Source organism: Mesorhizobium sp. KACC 23794 (assembly GCF_052180275.1).
In the GTDB taxonomy this organism is placed as follows: Bacteria; Pseudomonadota; Alphaproteobacteria; order Rhizobiales; family Rhizobiaceae; genus Kumtagia.
In genome coordinates, this window is sequence record NZ_CP197465.1 from 263517 (window position 1) to 281897 (window position 18381).

23 protein-coding genes and 1 pseudogene are annotated in these 18381 nt (G+C 59.2%); 12 read left to right on the forward strand and 12 right to left on the reverse strand.

Annotated features, from left to right (window positions below; all coding sequences use genetic code 11):
• The first annotated feature begins 126 nt into the window (after window positions 1–126).
• Together gshB and ACSBOB_RS01335 are read left to right on the forward strand one after the other, a co-directional pair.
• Window positions 127–1068 carry a glutathione synthase gene (gene gshB / locus ACSBOB_RS01330; protein WP_442580671.1) on the forward strand — a complete coding sequence of 314 codons (942 nt, stop codon included), beginning with the start codon at window positions 127–129 and terminating at the stop codon, window positions 1066–1068.
• Window positions 1069–1202: 134 nt separating this feature from the next.
• A pseudogene (locus ACSBOB_RS01335) lies at window positions 1203–1442 on the forward strand (magnesium chelatase domain-containing protein); the annotation flags it as partial.
• A 99-nt stretch (window positions 1443–1541) separates the two neighbouring features.
• Here ACSBOB_RS01335 and ACSBOB_RS01340 read toward each other — a convergent pair.
• The 3 genes from ACSBOB_RS01340 to ACSBOB_RS01350 all read right to left on the reverse strand — a co-directional run bounded on the left by ACSBOB_RS01340 (window position 1542) and on the right by ACSBOB_RS01350 (window position 4548).
• The gene (locus ACSBOB_RS01340) at window positions 1542–2798 is read right to left on the reverse strand and encodes a hypothetical protein (protein WP_442580672.1); all 1257 of its coding nucleotides are present in this window, start codon (window positions 2796–2798) and stop codon (window positions 1542–1544) included.
• Window positions 2799–2807: 9 nt separating this feature from the next.
• Complete coding sequence (locus ACSBOB_RS01345; protein WP_442580673.1) at window positions 2808–3104, reverse strand: hypothetical protein; 297 nt, start codon at window positions 3102–3104, stop codon at window positions 2808–2810.
• 373 nt (window positions 3105–3477) lie between these two features.
• Complete coding sequence (locus tag ACSBOB_RS01350; protein ID WP_442580674.1) at window positions 3478–4548, reverse strand: hypothetical protein; 1071 nt, start codon at window positions 4546–4548, stop codon at window positions 3478–3480.
• A gap of 304 nt (window positions 4549–4852) precedes the next feature.
• Here ACSBOB_RS01350 and ACSBOB_RS01355 point away from each other — a divergent pair, with 304 nt between their 5' ends.
• On the forward strand, window positions 4853–6151 hold the full coding sequence (locus ACSBOB_RS01355) for a calcium-binding protein (protein WP_442580675.1): 1299 nt from the start codon (window positions 4853–4855) through the stop codon (window positions 6149–6151).
• A gap of 186 nt (window positions 6152–6337) precedes the next feature.
• Here ACSBOB_RS01355 and ACSBOB_RS01360 read toward each other — a convergent pair whose 3' ends face one another.
• The 5 genes from ACSBOB_RS01360 to ACSBOB_RS01380 all read right to left on the reverse strand — a co-directional run bounded on the left by ACSBOB_RS01360 (window position 6338) and on the right by ACSBOB_RS01380 (window position 9942).
• Entirely contained in the window at window positions 6338–6868 is a 531-nt protein-coding gene (locus ACSBOB_RS01360; protein ID WP_442580676.1) for a VOC family protein, read from the reverse strand.
• Window positions 6869–6928: 60 nt separating this feature from the next.
• Window positions 6929–7777, reverse strand: a complete 849-nt coding sequence (locus ACSBOB_RS01365; protein ID WP_442580677.1) for an alpha/beta fold hydrolase — start codon at window positions 7775–7777, stop codon at window positions 6929–6931.
• Between the two features lie 51 nt (window positions 7778–7828).
• A complete protein-coding gene (locus ACSBOB_RS01370) occupies window positions 7829–8653 on the reverse strand; it encodes an oxidoreductase (protein WP_442580678.1) in 825 nt (274 codons plus the stop codon).
• Window positions 8654–8787: 134 nt separating this feature from the next.
• Window positions 8788–9078: an EthD family reductase gene (locus ACSBOB_RS01375; protein WP_442580679.1), complete on the reverse strand. Its 291-nt coding sequence runs from the start codon at window positions 9076–9078 to the stop codon at window positions 8788–8790.
• Window positions 9079–9231: 153 nt separating this feature from the next.
• Window positions 9232–9942, reverse strand: a complete 711-nt coding sequence (locus ACSBOB_RS01380) for an alpha/beta fold hydrolase (RefSeq protein ID WP_442580680.1) — start codon at window positions 9940–9942, stop codon at window positions 9232–9234.
• A gap of 181 nt (window positions 9943–10123) precedes the next feature.
• Here ACSBOB_RS01380 and ACSBOB_RS01385 point away from each other — a divergent pair, with 181 nt between their 5' ends.
• Window positions 10124–10984 carry a LysR family transcriptional regulator gene (locus ACSBOB_RS01385; protein WP_442580681.1) on the forward strand — a complete coding sequence of 287 codons (861 nt, stop codon included), beginning with the start codon at window positions 10124–10126 and terminating at the stop codon, window positions 10982–10984.
• A gap of 600 nt (window positions 10985–11584) precedes the next feature.
• On the opposite strand, the gene ACSBOB_RS01390 is transcribed toward ACSBOB_RS01385, so the two are convergent.
• Window positions 11585–11887 carry a DUF982 domain-containing protein gene (locus ACSBOB_RS01390; protein WP_442580682.1) on the reverse strand — a complete coding sequence of 101 codons (303 nt, stop codon included), beginning with the start codon at window positions 11885–11887 and terminating at the stop codon, window positions 11585–11587.
• A 1471-nt stretch (window positions 11888–13358) separates the two neighbouring features.
• On the reverse strand, window positions 13359–13580 hold the full coding sequence (locus ACSBOB_RS01395) for a hypothetical protein (protein WP_442580683.1): 222 nt from the start codon (window positions 13578–13580) through the stop codon (window positions 13359–13361).
• A gap of 359 nt (window positions 13581–13939) precedes the next feature.
• Between ACSBOB_RS01395 and ACSBOB_RS01400 the strand changes: the two genes are divergently transcribed.
• From ACSBOB_RS01400 to ACSBOB_RS01415, 4 genes are all read left to right on the forward strand, one after another.
• On the forward strand, window positions 13940–14125 hold the full coding sequence (locus ACSBOB_RS01400) for a hypothetical protein (RefSeq protein ID WP_442580684.1): 186 nt from the start codon (window positions 13940–13942) through the stop codon (window positions 14123–14125).
• On the forward strand, window positions 14125–14364 hold the full coding sequence (locus tag ACSBOB_RS01405) for a hypothetical protein (RefSeq protein ID WP_442580685.1): 240 nt from the start codon (window positions 14125–14127) through the stop codon (window positions 14362–14364). The genes ACSBOB_RS01400 and ACSBOB_RS01405 overlap by 1 nt, the downstream gene beginning before the upstream one ends.
• Window positions 14365–14742: 378 nt before the next feature.
• A complete protein-coding gene (locus ACSBOB_RS01410; protein ID WP_442580686.1) occupies window positions 14743–14955 on the forward strand; it encodes a hypothetical protein in 213 nt (70 codons plus the stop codon).
• A 625-nt stretch (window positions 14956–15580) separates the two neighbouring features.
• Window positions 15581–15820 (forward strand): hypothetical protein, encoded by a 240-nt coding sequence (locus ACSBOB_RS01415; RefSeq protein ID WP_442580687.1) that lies wholly within the window; start codon window positions 15581–15583, stop codon window positions 15818–15820.
• Here ACSBOB_RS01415 and ACSBOB_RS01420 read toward each other — a convergent pair.
• Both ACSBOB_RS01420 and ACSBOB_RS01425 read right to left on the reverse strand, forming a co-directional pair.
• A complete protein-coding gene (locus tag ACSBOB_RS01420; RefSeq protein ID WP_442580688.1) occupies window positions 15817–16137 on the reverse strand; it encodes a hypothetical protein in 321 nt (106 codons plus the stop codon). The two genes, ACSBOB_RS01415 and ACSBOB_RS01420, sit on opposite strands and share 4 nt — an antisense overlap.
• A 13-nt stretch (window positions 16138–16150) precedes the next feature.
• Window positions 16151–16420: a hypothetical protein gene (locus ACSBOB_RS01425; RefSeq protein ID WP_442580689.1), complete on the reverse strand. Its 270-nt coding sequence runs from the start codon at window positions 16418–16420 to the stop codon at window positions 16151–16153.
• 116 nt (window positions 16421–16536) lie between these two features.
• On the opposite strand from ACSBOB_RS01425, the gene ACSBOB_RS01430 reads away from it, so the two are divergent.
• From ACSBOB_RS01430 to ACSBOB_RS01445, 4 genes are read left to right on the forward strand one after another with little or no spacing between them, the layout of a single operon-like run.
• Window positions 16537–17136, forward strand: coding sequence for a hypothetical protein (locus tag ACSBOB_RS01430; protein ID WP_442580690.1), 600 nt, complete (start codon window positions 16537–16539; stop codon window positions 17134–17136).
• Between the two features lie 12 nt (window positions 17137–17148).
• Complete coding sequence (locus tag ACSBOB_RS01435) at window positions 17149–17373, forward strand: hypothetical protein (protein ID WP_442580691.1); 225 nt, start codon at window positions 17149–17151, stop codon at window positions 17371–17373.
• Window positions 17374–17420: 47 nt separating this feature from the next.
• Complete coding sequence (locus tag ACSBOB_RS01440) at window positions 17421–18194, forward strand: SOS response-associated peptidase (protein WP_442580692.1); 774 nt, start codon at window positions 17421–17423, stop codon at window positions 18192–18194.
• The gene (locus tag ACSBOB_RS01445; RefSeq protein WP_442580693.1) at window positions 18194–18379 is read left to right on the forward strand and encodes a hypothetical protein; all 186 of its coding nucleotides are present in this window, start codon (window positions 18194–18196) and stop codon (window positions 18377–18379) included. The genes ACSBOB_RS01440 and ACSBOB_RS01445 overlap by 1 nt, the downstream gene beginning before the upstream one ends.
• Window positions 18380–18381: the final 2 nt, after the last annotated feature.

Consider the following 18381-nt stretch of genomic DNA (forward strand, 5'->3'; position numbering starts at 1 on the left):
CCTGTCGCCCCTGGGCGCCCGAGGGTTTGAGCTGTTCTTCTTCCGGCCAGGGCTGGACGATTGGCAGGATGGCGCGGACGCGATACATGCGGTGCCGACACAGGCAACGCAAAACGGAAGACCCTCATGCCGTTGAAGATCGCAGTCCAGATGGATCATGTGTCGACGGTGAACATCGCCGGCGACACCACTTTCGCCCTGTCGCTGGAGGCGCAGCGTCGCGGGCATGCGCTCTACCACTACACGCCCGACAGGCTGACGCTGGCCGGCGGCAAGGTTTTTGCACGCATCGAAGAGATGACCGTGCGCGACGAGAAGGGCAACCATTTCTCGCTCGGCGAACCGGTGAGGACCGACCTGTCGGAGATGGATGTCGTGCTGCTGAGGCAGGACCCGCCCTTCGACATGAATTACATCACCACGACGCATATCCTCGAACGTATCCACCCGAAGACGCTGGTGGTCAACGATCCGGCCTGGGTGCGCAACAGCCCGGAAAAGATCTTCGTCACCGAATTCCCGGACCTGATGCCGGAAACGCTGATCACCAAGGACCCGCAGGAGGTGGCGGCCTTCCGCCGCCAGCACGGCGACATCATCGTAAAACCGCTCTACGGCAATGGCGGCGCCGGCATCTTCCACCTGCACGAGGCCGACCGCAACCTGGCGTCGCTGCTCGAAATGTTCTCGCAGATGTTCCGCGAACCCTTCATCGTGCAGCGTTACCTGAAGGACGTGCGCAAGGGCGACAAGCGCATCATCCTGATCGACGGCGAGGCGTTGGGTGCCATCAATCGTGTGCCGGCCGAGCATGATTCACGCTCCAACATGCATGTCGGCGGCCGTGCCGAGAAAACCGAACTGACCGCTCGCGAGCGCGAGATCTGCGCCCGCATCGGCCCTTCGCTGAAGGAACGCGGTTTTATCCTCGTCGGCATCGACGTCATCGGCGACTATATGACCGAGATCAACGTCACCTCGCCGACCGGCGTGCGCGAAGTGAAGCGTTTTGGCGGCGCCGATATCGCCGCCCTGTTCTGGGACGCGGTGGAGGCGAAACGGGCTTGAACGAACCCGCCAAATGAAGTGTTTGTCCAGCCGCGTAAATGTTCTTGTAATGTTCTTGATGAAATAAAAAAACTGTGCTTCACTCTCTTCGCGTGGGTCAGGGGCTCGTTTTCCGCGCATTCCGGAGAAGCGGCATGGTGGCGCGCGTACGAACGGTGGCGTTCCAGGGGATCGAGGCGGTTCCCGTCGACGTGCAGGTGATGATCGCGCCGGGAAAACCGAACATCCACATCGTCGGCCTGCCCGACAAGGCGGTGGCCGAAAGCCGCGAGCGGGTACAGGCAGCGCTGCATGCCTCCGGCCTGTCGATGCCGGCGAAGAAGGTGACTGTCAACCTGGCGCCGGCCGACCTGCCGAAAGAGGGAAGCCACTACGCGGACAAAACGCAGCCATTACAGTGTCTTGCCCGGCTAACCAATCTTCCACTCACCGCAAACTCACTTTCGGCATCTCATTCGAGGAAAGATGGCCGGCTAAGCGGGGTTCGGTCCAGAAAGGGCTTTATGGATCATCCACCCCATTAGAACAAGGGAGATGAAAAAGAAAAGCGCCGCCACTAAAATTTCGAACACTGCGAAGCGGCGAACCGTAAAAGCCAAGGCGACTCGGGAGGAAGTTCTTACAACGTTGTCCCGTTTCTCAAATTTCACGGAAAGCAATACCTGGAAGAACCACATTGATAGTATTGCAATAATCAATGCGATTCCGACCCGTTCTTGAATGAAGGCGAACACTGATTTCAGCCAAGAGAACTGCTCGGGAATGAGCACCTTGCTGTCTTCGATGAGTGCAGCATACCCAAATATCAACGATACGAACGTTATGATCTTAGTACGAAAGCCATCCAGTCGATTTTTGAGCGATCGCCCTTCCCCTGCGACGATTAGAGGTAGACCCGCTTGAATTGATGCGACGGTTGCGTCAATCGAAAAATAGAGAGACTTGCGCTCCTCCTCGGTCATCATGTTCTCTCTGAAGGCGCGGAGATAGGAAATGATCCCCAGTGATCTTTGTTGCGCCTCTGCGGTCTGAACACGTCTCATGGCGATCGCGCGCCTCATTAGCCCGTAGTTTACTTGCCGCTTTAGCGTGTCGAGATCGGGATATACGTCAATGATTGTGTCAGATGACGGCGAATGGAATCGGTGTGTATGTAGCAAATCTCGCAAGCAGAAGTACGTTTGAGCGGCAAATGCATGCTCTAGCCGCTCTACATTGGCGTTAAGCGCGCTCTGCAACGGAGTCGAGAGCGTCTGAAGGCTTACAAGCCCGTCGCGGCGAATTTCGAACCGAGCACTATAGCTTGACCGCGCCAGCTCGGGGCCAGGCAACGCTTCATGAAGAACCGTATCCTCCTCCCACATCTCGGGAATTTGGTTCAACGGCTCCGATAGTTTGGGATACGCCACCTTCCATCCATCGCTGTCGAAAGCGTAAATGCGACCGCGCGCCGATTCTCGGTCAGTGGCAACCTTGAGGAGGCACAAGAAAACAAAGTTCCCGTCCTTGTTGAAAACGAAATTGTCGAGCAGGCTGCGGATTAGGGGCCACTCGGAAAAGAACGGGAATGTTGTGTCCGACAGGTTACGGAATTGGTAGCCCACAAAATACCGTCCACCCGACGAGATATTCGCCGACTGGTAAAACTGTCGTGGGTATGCGGAGGTGCCGCTCAGAGTGAATGAAAGCTTGCCGGCGACGTTTGGCACCCAACCGAAAAATTGTGCCACGGCCGGGGCTTAAACGAGCGTTTCTAGGACCTCGTCGGAGACTCTACCCTGCAGCACAAATCGATTTGTGGAGCGGTCACGGGCCATCCCGGCCGCGACGGAAGCATCGCGCTTCTCATTTTGTTTATATGTGTCCACTTCGCCCTTGATGACTCGTCCCGGTGATGCAGGCGAATGTGCCTCGGCATCGCGTTGGACGTCTGCCCTCGTTACGAGGTGGGTAAAACCGGCACGAAACAGGGTCGCTGAGACGAACAGGGAAACAGCGGCGGCTACAGTGCCGGCAGCATAAAGAACGATTTCCATCTGCACCCTCCTGTCTCTCTGATTCGTTTTACGGTAGCACGCGAGTCAAGAAGAATCTTCTGCTTTTCCCGTCCATGTATGACTTTTAACAACATGGTCAAGCCTTCGCAAATGTGAGCAAGGCAGAGCGAGCCCAATAAACGAGCTCCTCGCGCAATGCAATTGGCTGGCGTGGAGAAGCTCGCATTAGAAAAATCCATAGATAGGCGCCTGAACGCGGCCTAGCAGTCGTTCCACCGAGGGTGTGACGCACCCAATCATCAACGAAGAGCGGCTTCCTCGCGCGGCCCATGGAGCCCGATGAGTACGCCGACGAGCTGGCTTTCAAGATAGCCGTCATCGCACCGAGGCAGGGCATGACCTCGCCGCTCGACTACGACATCCCGCGATCAAATCGTTCTGCGATTTCAGAGGGCTCAAGCGTGGCTGGGTCATTTTTTTCCAGTAGGTCACTCAGCCGTGCAATCCATTGCGCCTTGCTCGCCCCATCAAGGTCGGATGCTTCAAACGGCAACGTTTCAAGATATCTCAGGAATGCCCTCACCTTCCCAGCCGTTTCGAAGGCCGTCGCAAGTTCGACAAGATTGTTCCAGGTCTCGCGCTCACGATGCGAGGCTTCGGTAGCCCTCTCCTTCTCACGCATGGCCAGATCGCGGAGAGCTGCGGACTGTTGTCGTTTGGCTTCCTGCCGACTGAGATCTCCAATGCGACAAAAAATTTCGGCGACGATGTCAGGGACCATTTGCTCAACCGGCCGTCCTGGCTTGTCGATCCACCTAGCACTGTCGACTTCACATTCAACTAGACCGGTTGGCTCATATGAGACCGCCCAATCCCCTCGAAATTGATCCCAAATGGAAGGAGGACTGCTCTTCTTTATCTTCGTGCGAATCTGCCTGAGCTTCTCTCTTGCTCTTACCTGCACCTGCCAGCCCGCTGTGTTCACCCCGATGAACCCGATACCAGTAGCCTCCAATTTAACCCTTTCCAAGGAGAGCGCTGTGGCAATCATGTTCATTAACTGGAACGAGCGCTTTCCCGCTTCGCTTAGCGGCGCCATATGAATTTCCCGCTGTCTCGGATTTGCTACCGAGTAGCCCTGCTCGCGTCGGCGTCGTATTTCAGCCACCACGGGGTGATCACGAGCAGCAGCCTTTTGCAGCTGATTGTTAAGCCTTGCTTTGTGTTGGACCTTGGTTTGGCGACGCTTCGCTGCATCTTCCATGGCTGACGCATGGCCGGTGTACAAAGCTACCCTGGTTTGAGCGGTGGGGGGCAGGGCAGGCCTTGGCGGCAATTTTTTGCCGCTTTCAGCCTTAGCCCAATATCCGGACGGCGGTAGCGGAATACTGCTTTGCTTGCAGGCATTTCGCACCCTCCAGTATTCGCTGTCGTAGTGTGCGGCGACGGCCTTTAAGGGCATCGTCCAAACCTGATCGTACAATTCTTCTCTTGGGACTGAGATTTGCTCTCTCAACACAACCTCGCTCACCTTAGCGGCACACGTCACGTGATGCCGCAACGATGCCAGCCCGCGGACTGCGAGGGAAGGTCACCCACGCTCGTCCCGCTAAATCACCCGCCGGTCGTAGACGATCTTGTCGAGCCGTGTGGCCGCAACGCCGCCGGCGTACTGACAATTACGTTGGGACTGCGCGATTCACAATATGCGTGTGGCAGGACTTGGCAACCCAGGAAAACGGATGCTTTATCCCTTCCGAGCAAAGGGCATAGGAACGGGGTTTGCTATGGCAATCTTCTATCGCAATCAAATCGCATCCGGACCGGGGGTCTTTCAGCTCGGCGGATCAATTGACGGTATTTATATAACCGCCAAGGGCGGCCAGGTTTCCACCAACACAGACGCGATAATCGGTCTGGGCTCTAACAATGTCGTAACGGTCTATGGCTTCGTAGAAGGTGAGCTGTCGGGAATACGGCTCGGAGACGACGTCAACCAGGACGGCAACCATACAGTCCATATCGGCAAGAGCGGAGACGTTTATGGACGCGTCGACGGCATTCATATCGATGCGCACGATTCGAACGTGCGCAACGATGGTGCGGTATTCGGCCGGGAGACGGGCATCGAACTCAACGCCAGCATCGGCACGAGCCGCCTCGTCAATTCCGGTACGATCCTGAGCGACACGGAAGGCATTCGTAGCACCGGCGCCCAGACCCTGATCATCGAGAACACCGGCATGATCTTCGGACTGACTCGCGCCATCGCCACATTTGGCGGCGCCACCGCGCTCATCACCAACACAGGAGAGATTGTCGGCGAAATCTACCTCGACTCCGGCAACGATGTTTACAACGGCACCAACGGACGTGTCAGCGGCCACATCAGCTGCTTCGGCGGCAACGACACCGTCTACGCCGGCGTCGACAACGACTACATCGACGGCATGGGTGGCAACGATATCCTCAATGGCGGCCTCGGTGCTGACCGCATGATTGGCGGATCAGGAAACGATACATTCTACGTCGACAACATCGGCGACCTGATCGTCGAGGGCAGCGGCGAGGGCAGCGATATCGTAGCTACGACGATAAGCTATAGGCTCGCGGCCGGTGCCTCCGTCGAGCGCATGAACACGACAAGCCAGGGTGGCGCATCCGCCATCAATCTGACCGGCAACGAGTTCACGCAGACTCTGATTGGCAATGCCGGCGACAACCGGCTAGAAGGCCGCGAAGGCAATGACACGCTGTACGGGCTGGGCGGCAAGGACACCTTCGTCTTCAACACGAAGCTCGGTGCGACGAACATCGACACGATAGCGGACTTCAACGTTGCCGACGATCGGTTCCTGCTCTCCGATGCGGTGTTCAAGGCGCTGAACCCGGGCGCGCTGGCGTCGGGCTATTTCCGCGCCAACACCACCGGCCTGGCGCAGGACGCCAACGACCACATCATCTACGAAACCGATACCGGAAAGCTGTTCTACGACGCCGACGGTTTGGGCGGCGCGGCCGGGATCCAGTTTGCCAAGCTGGCTGTCGGCCTCAGTTTGACCAATGCGGACTTTGCGGTTGCTTAATTTGATGGTCTCGGGCTGGGACAAGCGACCACCTCAATACGAGCCGGATCTCCGTCGCTCAAGTGTGCATGCGGTACCCGGAAGCAGACACTCGTTCAGCCTAGAAGCGAAGGTTCGTTTCGTGCCTTCCGACAGCGTCCGCATCGCCACGACTTAACTGATTGCGGGCCCCTTTTTTCGCCCTTATCAGTCGTAGTCCTGCCACCTGCGCAGATCCGTCTGGTCATGGTAGGCCATGCGATCCGGCGTGGTGATGAACTCCATCGTCGTGCCCCACGGCATGCGGCAATAGCAGACCTTGTTTCCAAGACCTTTCTCGGTTGCATAGGGGATAGCGCGCGGCGCGGTGAGAGGGGTGCCTCCAGCCTTTTCGAAGCGCTCGACCGATGCGTCGATATCGTCGGTGTAGAGAGCGAAGTGCGTGATGCCAAAGTCGCTCGCCCGGATTGGCTGGGCTTGCTCGGGGCCGTGCATTTCGAAGAGTTCGATATCAGGTCCGGTTCCGATCTTGACCATAGCCTGCGCGCGCACGACCGTTCCGGGGAAAGCGCCGACGGCCCGCTCGAATTCGGGTCCCTGCCGCGGCGGATCCTCCGGTCCGAAGGACTGGTAGATCACCTGGCCGCCGAAAGCCTCCACCAGGAACGATTTTGCTGCTTCTATGTCAGGCACCGTGATGCCGATATGATTGACGCCGCGAATGACGGGTGCGGTCATGACAGTTTCCTTTCTTGTTTAGTCGATCCGCCCGGCCCACGACGGCACGGGCGCTGAGTTTCAATTGGCCTTGAGGAAATCGATTAGAGCGGCCGCCACTTCAGTCGGCCGCTCGTCCGCGACATAGTGGCTGCACCGCGCAATCGAGCCGCCCGTCACATTGCTGGCGAACTCCTTGAGCATCGGAACCATATGCGCACCGAAGCGCTGATCCCCGCCGAGACCTAACACCGGTATCTCGAGCGGTCGCTTCTTGTACTCAAGCGCGGCCGCATGGTCGGCGTCGAGGGTTCGATACCATTCCATGCCGCCGCGCGTGCGGCCAGGAAGAGCCATCGCTTTCGCGTAGATCTCGATGTCCGCCGGATTGAAGGTGCTGTGATCGTAGAACCGCTCAGCCATAAAGGTCGAGATATAGTCATATTCACGGCCATGGATCAGGCGTTCGGGCAGATCCCGGTTCACATGGAAGCCGAAGTGCCAGAGCCTTGCGGTCGTCGCCTCCCATCCGGTCCAGCCGGGAAGCGGAACGTCGAGGACGGCCAGGTGGGTCACGGCTTCCCGATGGAGGGCGGCCTGCGGCAGGGCGACCATTCCGCCGATGTCATGGCCGCACACCGCGTAGCGTTCATGCCCAAGCGCAACCATGACTTCATGCGCGTCGCGCGCCATCGTCGCCTTGTCATAGCCGCCCTGCGGGCAGTCGGAAAAGCCCGCGCCGCGCAGATCGATGGCCACCACGCCGAAATGCTCGGCCAGCAGCGGCATCACATGGTGCCATTCCCACCATGTCTCCGGCCAGCCATGCAGCAGAAGGATCGGCGAGCCCGAGCCTCCCGTGACGGCGTTGATCCTGATGCCATTCACCGGCACCAGTTGCTGGGTAAACCCCTTCAAAGCTGCGATCATGATTGCTTTCCAGTCAGACGTTGACGTTCAAACAGGGCTCTTGGCCAGCGCTCAGGGCTGGTCGAAATCAGTGGCGATCGTAATGTCGTGCCACGCGTCGATATCGCTGCGGAAGGCAGCCAGCTTTCGCTCGGCGATCGCATGCGCGGCCGGGCCGAGCGGCAGGTGAAGGGGGGCGTCATCGGCGTCGACGGCCTTCAGGATCACAGCGATCGCCTTGTCGGGATCGCCCGCCTGATTGCCGTCGTTGGTGTCGCGATAGTGCTTGCGCGAGCTCGCGGCATATTCCGGCATCTCGTTGGCCGCCATTATGATCGAACGGCCAAGGAAATCGGTGCGAAACGGACCAGGCTCGACGATCAGCACGCGAATGCCCAAAGGCTCCAGCTCGCCGGCGAGCGCTTCGGAAATCCCTTCCACGGCAAATTTGGCGGCGTGGTAATAGCCGCCGCCGCCGCGGCCCTCGATGCCCGCGCCGGACGACATGTTGACGATCGTTCCCCCCGAACGTCGCAGGACGGGCAGGGCGGCTCTGGTGGTTTCGATCAGGCCGAAGACGTTCACCTCGAACATCGGCCGATACTCCTCGGGCGCGCCTTCCTCGATCGCGCCGAACAATGCGTAGCCGGCATTGTTCACGAGCACGTCAAACCCGCCAAAGGTCTCGACCGCCTTTGCGACCGCTGCCTTGGCAGCCGCCGCATCGGTCACGTCCAGTGGCAAGGTCATCATCCGGTCACCGAAAGGCTCGGCCATGTCCTCGATCGTCTTGACATTGCGGGCCGTCGCGATGATCCGATCGCCGCGCTGTGCCGCAGCGAGCGCGAGCCGCTGGCCAAAGCCGCTCGAGCAGCCTGTGATGAGCCAGGTTTTCATGACTTCTTCTCCAAGTTGTTTTCAAACGACACCACGGTGTCGCCGCCGCGAACTCATGGCTTTCAACTTCAATGGCAGGGCGCAGACCGAGAGAGATCGGCGGCCTGCGCAGTCGACAGGCATCGATGCGCCGCTCAGAGCGGCTCCACGATGCTGCGCTGCGGTTTGAGGGCGGTGACGATGTCGATATCCGCCATGACATGGGCGGTCTCCGGCGAATTGAGCGCCGCTTCCATGGCGGCTTCGTCGCGGAAGTTGACGACGCCAACCGCGGTTAGCCCGGCGCCATCACCTTGCGGAAAGAACCCGCCGGCACTGACCAGCCCGTAAGGTCCCCAGCTTTCCCGCACGAGCGGGAAGTGCACGTTGATCCAATAATCGCGGTCGAACGGCGTTTGCGCATCGCCTGCATAGGTCACCAGCATCGTAATCATCATCGAAGTCCTCATTTGCGATTGTCAGACCGAGACCCGCGCCGACGAGTTGGCCGGTCGCGATGCCGAAGCCACAGGGGTGGCTTCGGCGCATGGGTCACGAAACCTTCCGCAGCCCTGAGCCTGAACATCGGGGCATCGGCTTCATTTGCTCGCCGCTTCGGCGATGACATCGGCGATTTCGCGCGGATGCGAGATATAAACCGCATGGCTGGCACCGGGCACCTCGGTGACCTTCGCACTTGCCCGCTTGTACATAGACCGCTCCGCCTCGGCGCCGACAGCCATGTCCAGCCCGGCCACGATGCCGTAGCTCGGCTTGGTCTTCCAGGCCGCGTGCTGCGTCTTGGTTCCGAGGATCTTCGCCGAAACCGGCACCTGCGAGTCAGTCATGAAATCCGTCTCGGCCTTGGACAGGTCAGCGGCGAAGCCGGCCCGGAACTTCGCGGGATCGAACAGCAGGAAGCCGTCAGAAGTCGGCTTGAACGCGTCCGCGGTCGGACTCGGCCACTTCTCAAACACATCGCCTACGCCCTCGCCAACATCCGGGACGATGGCCGCGACATAGACAAGTGCCGAAACCTTCGGGTCTACGCCGGCTTCGGTGATGATCTGACCACCATAGCTGTGGCCGACAAGGACGACCGGCCCATTTTGCTGCTCGATAGCGCGGTGAACCGCCTGAACGTCATCCGCCAGCGAAGTGTTCGGTTCCTGAACGACCGTGACTTTCAAGCCCTTGGCAACCAGGCGCTCATAAACGCCCCTCCAGCCGCTGCCATCGACCAACGCGCCATGGACCAAAATCACATTTTGGGCCGGCTGCGCGAAAGCGGAGGGCGCGCCGAACACCACTGCAAGAGCCGCAGCACCGAGATAGAGAGACTTGAGAGACATTTGCCGATCCTTCCGAATGATATGAGGTGATACACGAGAGACGGTCCGATGGACCGATGGCAGGAATCTAGGTGCTTAGATTTGTTCTTTAACTGACATAAATGTATTCTCGGCGTTCAGTTTTGTGTGGGTAGTCGCGATGGAATGGAGTGACGTCAGAATCTTTCTTGCTGTTGCGCGATCCGGCACGCTCGGCGGCGCCGCGCGTTCTCTTCAGACAAGCCATCCGACCGTCGGCAGGCGCCTTCGCTCACTTGAGCAGGCTATCGGTCACACGCTCTTCCAGCGGACCGTGGACGGTCTTGTCCTGACCGAAGAGGGCCACGGGATCATCGCGCTGGCGGAGCAGATGGAAGAGGGCGCGCTAGCCATGGAGCGCCGGCTTGCGGGGCAGGAGAAGAATCTCAAAGGCAGTCTGCGCATTTCATCCGCGGACTGGTTCGGGGCCTATGTCCTGCCTCCCATCCTAGCGGATTTCTCGAAAGCCTACCCCAATGTCGACGCCGAGATCCTGACCGGCACGCGCTTGTTCAACCTCGCCCAGCGGGAGGCCGACGTCGCTTTCCGTATCGTTCCGTTCAACACTGCCGATGTCGTTCAGCGGCGGCTCTTCAGGCTTGAATACGGCGTCTACATCGCCGAGGAGTCGCCTGATCCCAAATATGGCGACGGGACCGGTTTCCGGTTGATTACCCACGATACGTCGACCGGGCAGTTCCCCGATATCGCCTGGCTCATCGAGAGTTTCCCCAATGCGAGACCGGTCCTGCGATCGAACAACCGCAACGTCCAGGGGCGCATGTGCAGACAAGGGGTCGGGATCGCCGTCCTGCCCCGCATAGTCGGCAATCAGATCCCGGGTATCCGCAGACTGGAACTGCCGACGCCGCCGCCGGCGCGAGACATCTGGATGGGATATCACCGGGACCTACGGCGTCTCCAGCGTCTTCGCGCGTTCATCTCGACGGTATCGGACCATCTCGTGAACGCGACCGCATGATGTGCGGCCCCGGACCGGCGGTTGGCGCATGACAGCGATTGCGAAGTCAGGCCACCTCGCGGCAAAGCTCATCGATCACCTGCCAGTGTAAGCCCTGCTCCTTCAGCCCCAGGCTCGCTCATCCTTAGTTAGCGCGCCGCAATGTCCGTTCGGACGTTCATGGCCGAAGAACCAGTCGGTCAGCTTCCCAACTCTGCCGCCAATCGGAACTGGACGAACGGCAGGCTTTAGTCGGTTGTGGAAGCATCCCGCGCGGCGGCAATGGGGTCGGAAACGGTCGTTCGATGCAGCGTGCATCATCCGTGCGTGGCGCCCAACAAAAAGCCCCGCCTGCCTGAGCCAGCGGGACGACAATATTGGCGTCGGGAAGATGATCAGCGACGCGCCAGGGCCTCGCTGTGCCGCCTGATTTCGCCCTGCAATTCCTTCACCTCTTCGCTTTGCCGATCGAAGGAACGGGCGAGCATCAGCGTCGCCTCCCGCGTCTCGCAGGCGAGAAAGCGTCTCAAATTTACCGAGAAGGGTATGAGATTTCCAATGGTGTTTGTACTCTGCAGGGGCTCCGTCTTCGTTGACGGCAATCGCTTCGCTCTACCTAACCTACACCGCGAAACCCCCGTAGCCATGGGCGACCGGCTTCACGGACATCCACTGAGTTTCACCCTTCCACAGGATGCCAGCCCCTTGGGCGAAAGCGACGAATGCTTCGCGGGCTGCCTTGGGTGAGCACTGCCCCGATCGCGCCGCCTCGCATGCCTTGGCTGCGGCGCCATAAGACAACCGGCGCCGCGACGGCGCCCATCCGTCTAGAAAATCCCTTATCTCGGAGAGTGACGATATCTCCATCTTTTCACCCGGTGCAGTGGAGATCGCGACAGGTGCGAACAGCAGCGTGTTGTGCATTGTATCCTCGCCTTGGATGGGTGGGAGGTGAGCAACACCCCCGGTAAAGATCGACAAAAACTCCGACTTTGCCCCAAGGTTCCTTGGAATCACACCGACGTGAAAAACGCCGGCAGGAAGGTCGGGTAATGCCTCCCGCCGGCGAGGTGGTCACGTCTTGGGAACGCATCGCAGATTATGCCGCACCAAGGGTACCGGCTAAAAGCAACGGCTTTCCAAAAACAGGCGCTTTGCCGGCAGGACGGCATCCTGCAGAGGGGCCGCGGGGCGATGAATTCTGACGTAGAGGAAATCCATGGAGGACGCACCGCTCCTGGTCGCCGTGCTCGTCGGCGCCATCCTGCTTTCCATCGCCGCTGGAGCGCTGGCCTTCCACGGAGCCAGCCAGGCTTGGTGAGATCGGCCGCCCTGCATATCGACATAGCGGAATCCATTCGGCCTATCTCCCTCCCGCCAGATCAGCCTAACGGCCTCACATCTCGCCCCAGGCGGGGAACCGACCGATCACCTGTGGATTTCTTCAGCGCAGATGGAGAGAGCAGATGTTGAGAGCGCTGGTGTTGGGTTTAGTTGGGATTGCGGCATACCGCGTCGCACAAGAAAATGGTTGGCTCGATAGGCCGGGGGTTCGTCTACTTCTTCCAAGGCCTATCTGGGACCGCGAGGACATGTCCAGCCGACGCACTCAAGGGCGGTCCGAACTCCCCGCGACACTGGAGGAGCAATTGCAGGAGGGGCTTGAGGACAGCTTTCCAGCGAGCGATCCACCATCGGTGATCTCAACAGCGATCGCAGGACGTACGAAGATCACCGGCACAGATGAGATTTTGGCGGCCAGACGCCGGGCGTAAGGCTAATCACCCGCTCTTATCTCGCCTCGGAGTAATAGACGATGTTGTCGCGGCGCGAGACGGTGCCGGTGTTGAGTTTATTCCGGAGAATGACGGCGGCGCGGGCGTAAGGCTGCGGAAAGCTGACGACGATCCCTGTTTCGCAAGATCCAAAGCGGAAAATTCGTCGTATTCAGTCCTGGAGACCGCTGGCCCAGGGGGCAGTAGGGGTGGGCACTGAGCCAGCGGCCCGGAACGGCCCGGTTGTTCCTCCCCGTCCGCTCCGCCGGAATGAACACACAAGTCTGTGATGGCCAATTGATAAAATGCCGCCGACGCTGAGTTTATTCTCGCGTCGGCGGCAAACCTTTTGTTGCCCGAAGCCCCAAATCTGGGGTCTTGGATTCAGCGCTTCCCCGCCGTAAGGTCCGCCCAAATACATTTGTCAATTGTGTCAGGTCTGCGACGGGATCTGATGATTTTAATTTTCCACAAGCTATACAATGTCCACGCAATCACAACACAGTGATGCGTTAATCTTCGCCGCCGCGTTCACTTTGCTATTTAGAGCGGCGAATGCTCTCGTCGTGCAACTTTAGCTCTATCGACTATCGGTTTCCACTAATTCGAGCGGTCCCAACCTATAGGCGCTTGGCGAGCGCCCATCCGGACTGGGTAAGGTCGAACACCCGTGCCGCCGTTGGCGACCGCTGCGACACCAGCCCCTCGGCGATGCAGTGAAGGACGGTCGAGAGGTTGTGTCCGCGAGAGCCCACGGCCAGCCACTGCGCGCTGCCTGCAAGCGATGCGAGAGTGTCGATGACCGCTTCACGGCGGCGTTTCTTTTCCAGATCACTGATCATAACGTAGCGCCTCCCTTTGGCCGCACTTCCCGAACTGCCCTTGGCCAAGGCCATAACTTACACCTCCCAAAGCCCGGCGAGCCATCATTCCCGATTTGGTACATCAGAGCCTAGTCAAACCTGGCAGCCGCATACATCGCATAAGATGTGCCAACAAAAGGAGGGACTTGTCGACATGTAGCTCTGTCGAGCGGCACAAAAGGGCGCTGCACGACGGTTCAATCTGTAGCGGGACTGCGCCATACGGGGGGACTCGCTATCATGGGAGGGGAGGAAGGTACGAATCCTCTCACGCCGGAACGTCTTCACCACCTCAACGTTCAACGCATGCGGCATGTTGCCGCCAACGGGAGGTTTCGATGAGCATCCGCAATGCGCCAACAGCCAAAGGCAAAGAAGCTGCAAGGGGCTTAGAGAAGGCAGCAGCAAAGAATGAGCGGGAAACCGAGGCCGACATGGGCCACCCCCTGAAGAAGGGCGCGGAACGATTTGAAGAACGCTCGAAAAGTTCAGACGGGAAAAGCGCTGGAAAGAAGCAGCACTGATGGAAAACCTTAATCAAGCCGGAGACGACATTAAGAAGAGCCTTGCACACGAAATCTATGAGGCCGTGTGCAAAATCAACCCAAAGTCCGACCTTCTGTTTGTCCTTGGCAGCTATAAGGACACACTGAATGACGTGGAGACTTTGATGCGTCTGAAATATTGGAACTCCACCCACGTTGTCACTCAAAGTGAAGACGCCCTGTCGGAAGCGCCTCTAATCCCCCGCGGCATCGTTTAACGGGCGCATATCCACGCAAACGCACGTAGCTGCAGTGGCGCTACCAGGGAATACAGAAATGTCAGGCGACAAAAGCGACCAGAAGCGGGCAGAAGAGCGCGCTTTGGTCGCGCGGCTCACAAAACAGACTGGCATCACTGAAGCTCAGGCGACCGAGCTTGTTGCCCTGCTGGGCACGGATTGGTCATCACTCATTCGCGAGGCTCGTATCCTTCAAATCAGGCCCCGCTAGCCACCCATTTCATGACAAATCGGTAACCACGTCTTAGTGCATAGCGAATGCGCCGACATAGAGGTAGATTGACCCATCGTCCGTTCCAGCAAGGCACTCGGGCGCTTGAAAGAGGCTATCATGCTTTCGCCCTAACGGAGGGAAGCATGTCAAGTTACGGGATAGCAAACTCTACGCAACTCGCGACGTTGACCAAGGCGGTCGACGACTACTGCGCCAAATTCAATGTAACAAATGCCGACGAGCGCGAGAGAATCGCCATCCGGGTCTTCCACCTCTTTCAGCAGGGCATCATCAAGGCAGCGTCACTGTCCGAAGGGCTCGAGTTTCTTGAGGAGCGGCTGAGGGAGGCAAGCTAGGCGCCCTGTGTCGTATCTGACATCAACTACCTTTCGCCTTCTCCTATAGGTTCGGCCTCGGGGCCTGCGCCTGGCGCTTCTCGTTGAAGCGGCGGCTTATGACAAGGCGGATGCTCATGCCCGTCGTCAAATGACCATTGTGGATGGATTTCGGCCAATTGGTCGGCCTCCTTCAAGATGTTTGCGAGTGCCCAACCACGCGGAGTCAGGTCGAACACGCGCGTCCCGGTGGGTGACCGCTGGGTCACCAGCCCTTTGCTGATACAGTGACGGACGGTCGCAAGGTTGTGTCCGCGAGAGTTTATTGCCGGCCAGCACGCACTGCCTTCAAACGATGCAAGGGTGGTGATGACCCCCTCGCGCCGCCGCCTAATTCCCAAGTCGGCAATCATAACTTAGCCGCGTCCTTCGGACCGTTGATCTCGAACCAACCTCGGTGAAGGCCAACAACGCTCCCCGCCCAAGGCCCCGCGCTCTCCCATTCCCGATTAGGCAAGTCAGGGCCAGGGCGGAGCCCAACGTTCTCGTACATTGCATGTGTAGTATTGACAAAAGTCAGCCTTGTCGAAGAAGCCACTTCCCGCCACAATCCAGCATGGTCCAGTCGAGCGACCTCCAGAAGGTGATGAGACAGACGCGGGCAATGTTGCTTGTCGGCGGGCCGATCGACGCCACCACGCAGAACCGGCTGGCCAAGGAAGCTACGGCCTTCATCAAAAATAGGGAACGCGCCGCACGCCTTGCCGAGCAACTGGCCGTGGCGATCTCCTTCCACCACATGCTCGCCGGCATGAACAGGGAACCGGTTGGACCGTGCCGGGAGGGCCTCAGTATCCTTGATGAGATCGAGATCGTCAGTGACTAGCCGCGCTCATCCCGCCAGATCACCCGGCGATCATAGACGATTTTGTCGAGCCGGCGGATTGTCAGCCCTTGGCGCTTCTCCGCTGAAAGCGACTCGCTCGTGAGTTTTAGATGGTGGTCGCGGCCACCGCGCTCGCAGACCATTTGATAGATGACATCGTCGACCTCGATGTCGCTGAAAATCTTCCGCAGATCGTCCGGCGTGTAGTAGCGCGACAGCTTGCAGAACTCGCACCGGACATGGACAAGGTAGCCGTTCCGGTCAGCATCGGACAGCTTGTACGATCCCTTGCGCTTATAGTGGTAAGGCTCCGGCATGACATCACGGCCGTCAGTTATCCTCCCCCTTCCGAGCGTTACCCATGAAGCCAGGTGTCACCGTCGAGGTGTCGTGGTCGGGCGCGCGTCCGTTGATCACGTTGAGGGCAATCCTGATTTCAGCGCCCATCTTTATCAACGCGCTGTATGGCTCATTGAACGGTACAAGGTCATTCAGCGCCACACGCGATGCAGCCTGGAGACCTTCGGCGGCCCGTTCGATGGCGCCAACCCGCTCCAGCGATGGGTGGTCGAAATGGGCTTTGCGCCGACGGCTGGGCATGACGGTCTCCTGAAAGCGCCCCTACGATAGGAACCCATTCCTGTGCGAGTCAATCCGTCCTTGACTCTTTTGTTCTTATTTCGTTCACTGGCGGCCAGTTCGACGGACTGCCGGCCATGCGACACGAAATTCCCTTTGTCCCCATCAAGATATCGATCCCGCGCGCCACGGCGGCGGAGCTACAGCGCGGCATTTCGGCGGCCATGAGGGTGTTCAAGGATGCAGGCGTAGATCCTCACATGGCAGCAGATGGCCGGATACGCCGCGAAGCCTGGGATACTGGAGGCTTGAACAGCACCGACATCACCGATGAGCAACTAAGTGCCGCCACTGCCTGGGAAAACGCCGATCTCGCGGCGCTGGAAGCGGCGTGTGCGGGATGGGACGCGGATTGCAAGCCGCAGACGGCCAATCTCGAAATCTTGCACGATCCGGAGGCGCAACTTGCCGACCGGCCGACCGCGATCCAACGGCTGCGTAAGATTGCAGGATCGAAGAAGTGGACGAAAAAGGACGAGGATCGCATCGCGACCTATGCCTGGATCATCGCCGGCGACCTGGAGGGACTGACCGCACGCCCCTTAGTCGACCCGATCACAATCGGCGCAAATCGGGTCGAGATGGCACCATACAAAGGCGAGGACGCCACCGCGTTTCTGCAGACGTTCAGCGCAACCGTCGAGGCGCTTATCGAGGCAACGGAGCTCAGGACTTGAAGGGAGCCCGACATGGACAGAATTGAAAGACTGAGCCGGCAGCAGGAAGATGCCCTCCAGGCTGCCGCCGACCGGTTTGTCGACAGCCACGACGGCGACATCATGAAGGCGCTGAAGTCCATGATGCTGCTCAACAAGGATTTGCAGGAACAGCTTGAAGCCTTGCGGCCGGCGCAGACTGTCAGGAGACCTGATCCAGCATCGCCGCGCCGAAGCCAACAGCAATTCACCTTCTAGGCCTGCCGTGCCATCCTGCCGGCAAGGCAAGCTACCGGGACAGCGCCATGTGCAATCTCTACAATCTGACCACGACGCAGCAGTCGATCATCGATCTGGTTCGGGTTTGGCGCGACCTGTCGGGCAACCTGGAACCGTCGATCGATGTCTATCCCGACCGCTTCGGCCCGGTCGTGCGCAACGGCCTCGACGGGCAGCGCGAACTGGTAACGATGCGGTGGGGCATGCCGTCCTTTCCACATGTGATGCGCGAGGCGGCGAAGAAGCGAGCCGACAAGCTGAGCGCCAAGGGCAAGATCATTGACGATGTGGCGTTCGCTGAACTGCTCAAGAATGAGCCCGACAAGGGGACGACCAACATCCGTAAGGTCCATCTGAAACATTGGCAGCAGTGGCTTGGTGTCCCGAATAGATGTGTTGTGCCGATTACCAGCTTCGCCGAGCCAGACCCATCCAGCCAGGTTGAGGGCGAGCGCACGCCCAATGCCTGGTTTGCCGGCGATGACACTCGACCGTTGATGTTCTTCGCCGGTGCGTGGGTTCCAGGCTGGACCAGCGTGCGGAAGATCAAGGAAGGGCAGACGACGCTCGATCTCTACGGCTTCCTGACGACCGAGCCGAACGGCGTCGTCGGGCCTGTTCATCAGAAGGCAATGCCCGTCATCCTCACCACGCAGGACGAGGTGGAGACCTGGCTGACGGCACCGTGGGAAGAGGCGAAGGCACTTCAGCGACCGCTGCCTGATCACTTACTGAAGCAGGTTCCACCGCCGCCGAAGTTGGACGACATGACGCCGCCGCTTCAGCCCGCGCTGCTGTGATGGACAACGAACCGCCGATCGTCTTGCCTGCACCACCGTCGGCGCCAGCCGGCATCTACATCCACTATTGCGACCACGAAGGATGCAAGGAGTGGGGCTGCTTCGGCTACGACAGGCGCTATGGCACCTATTGGTATTGCGGAGACCATCGCGACGACGGCGAGCAGATGCGGCGAGGCGCCTAACA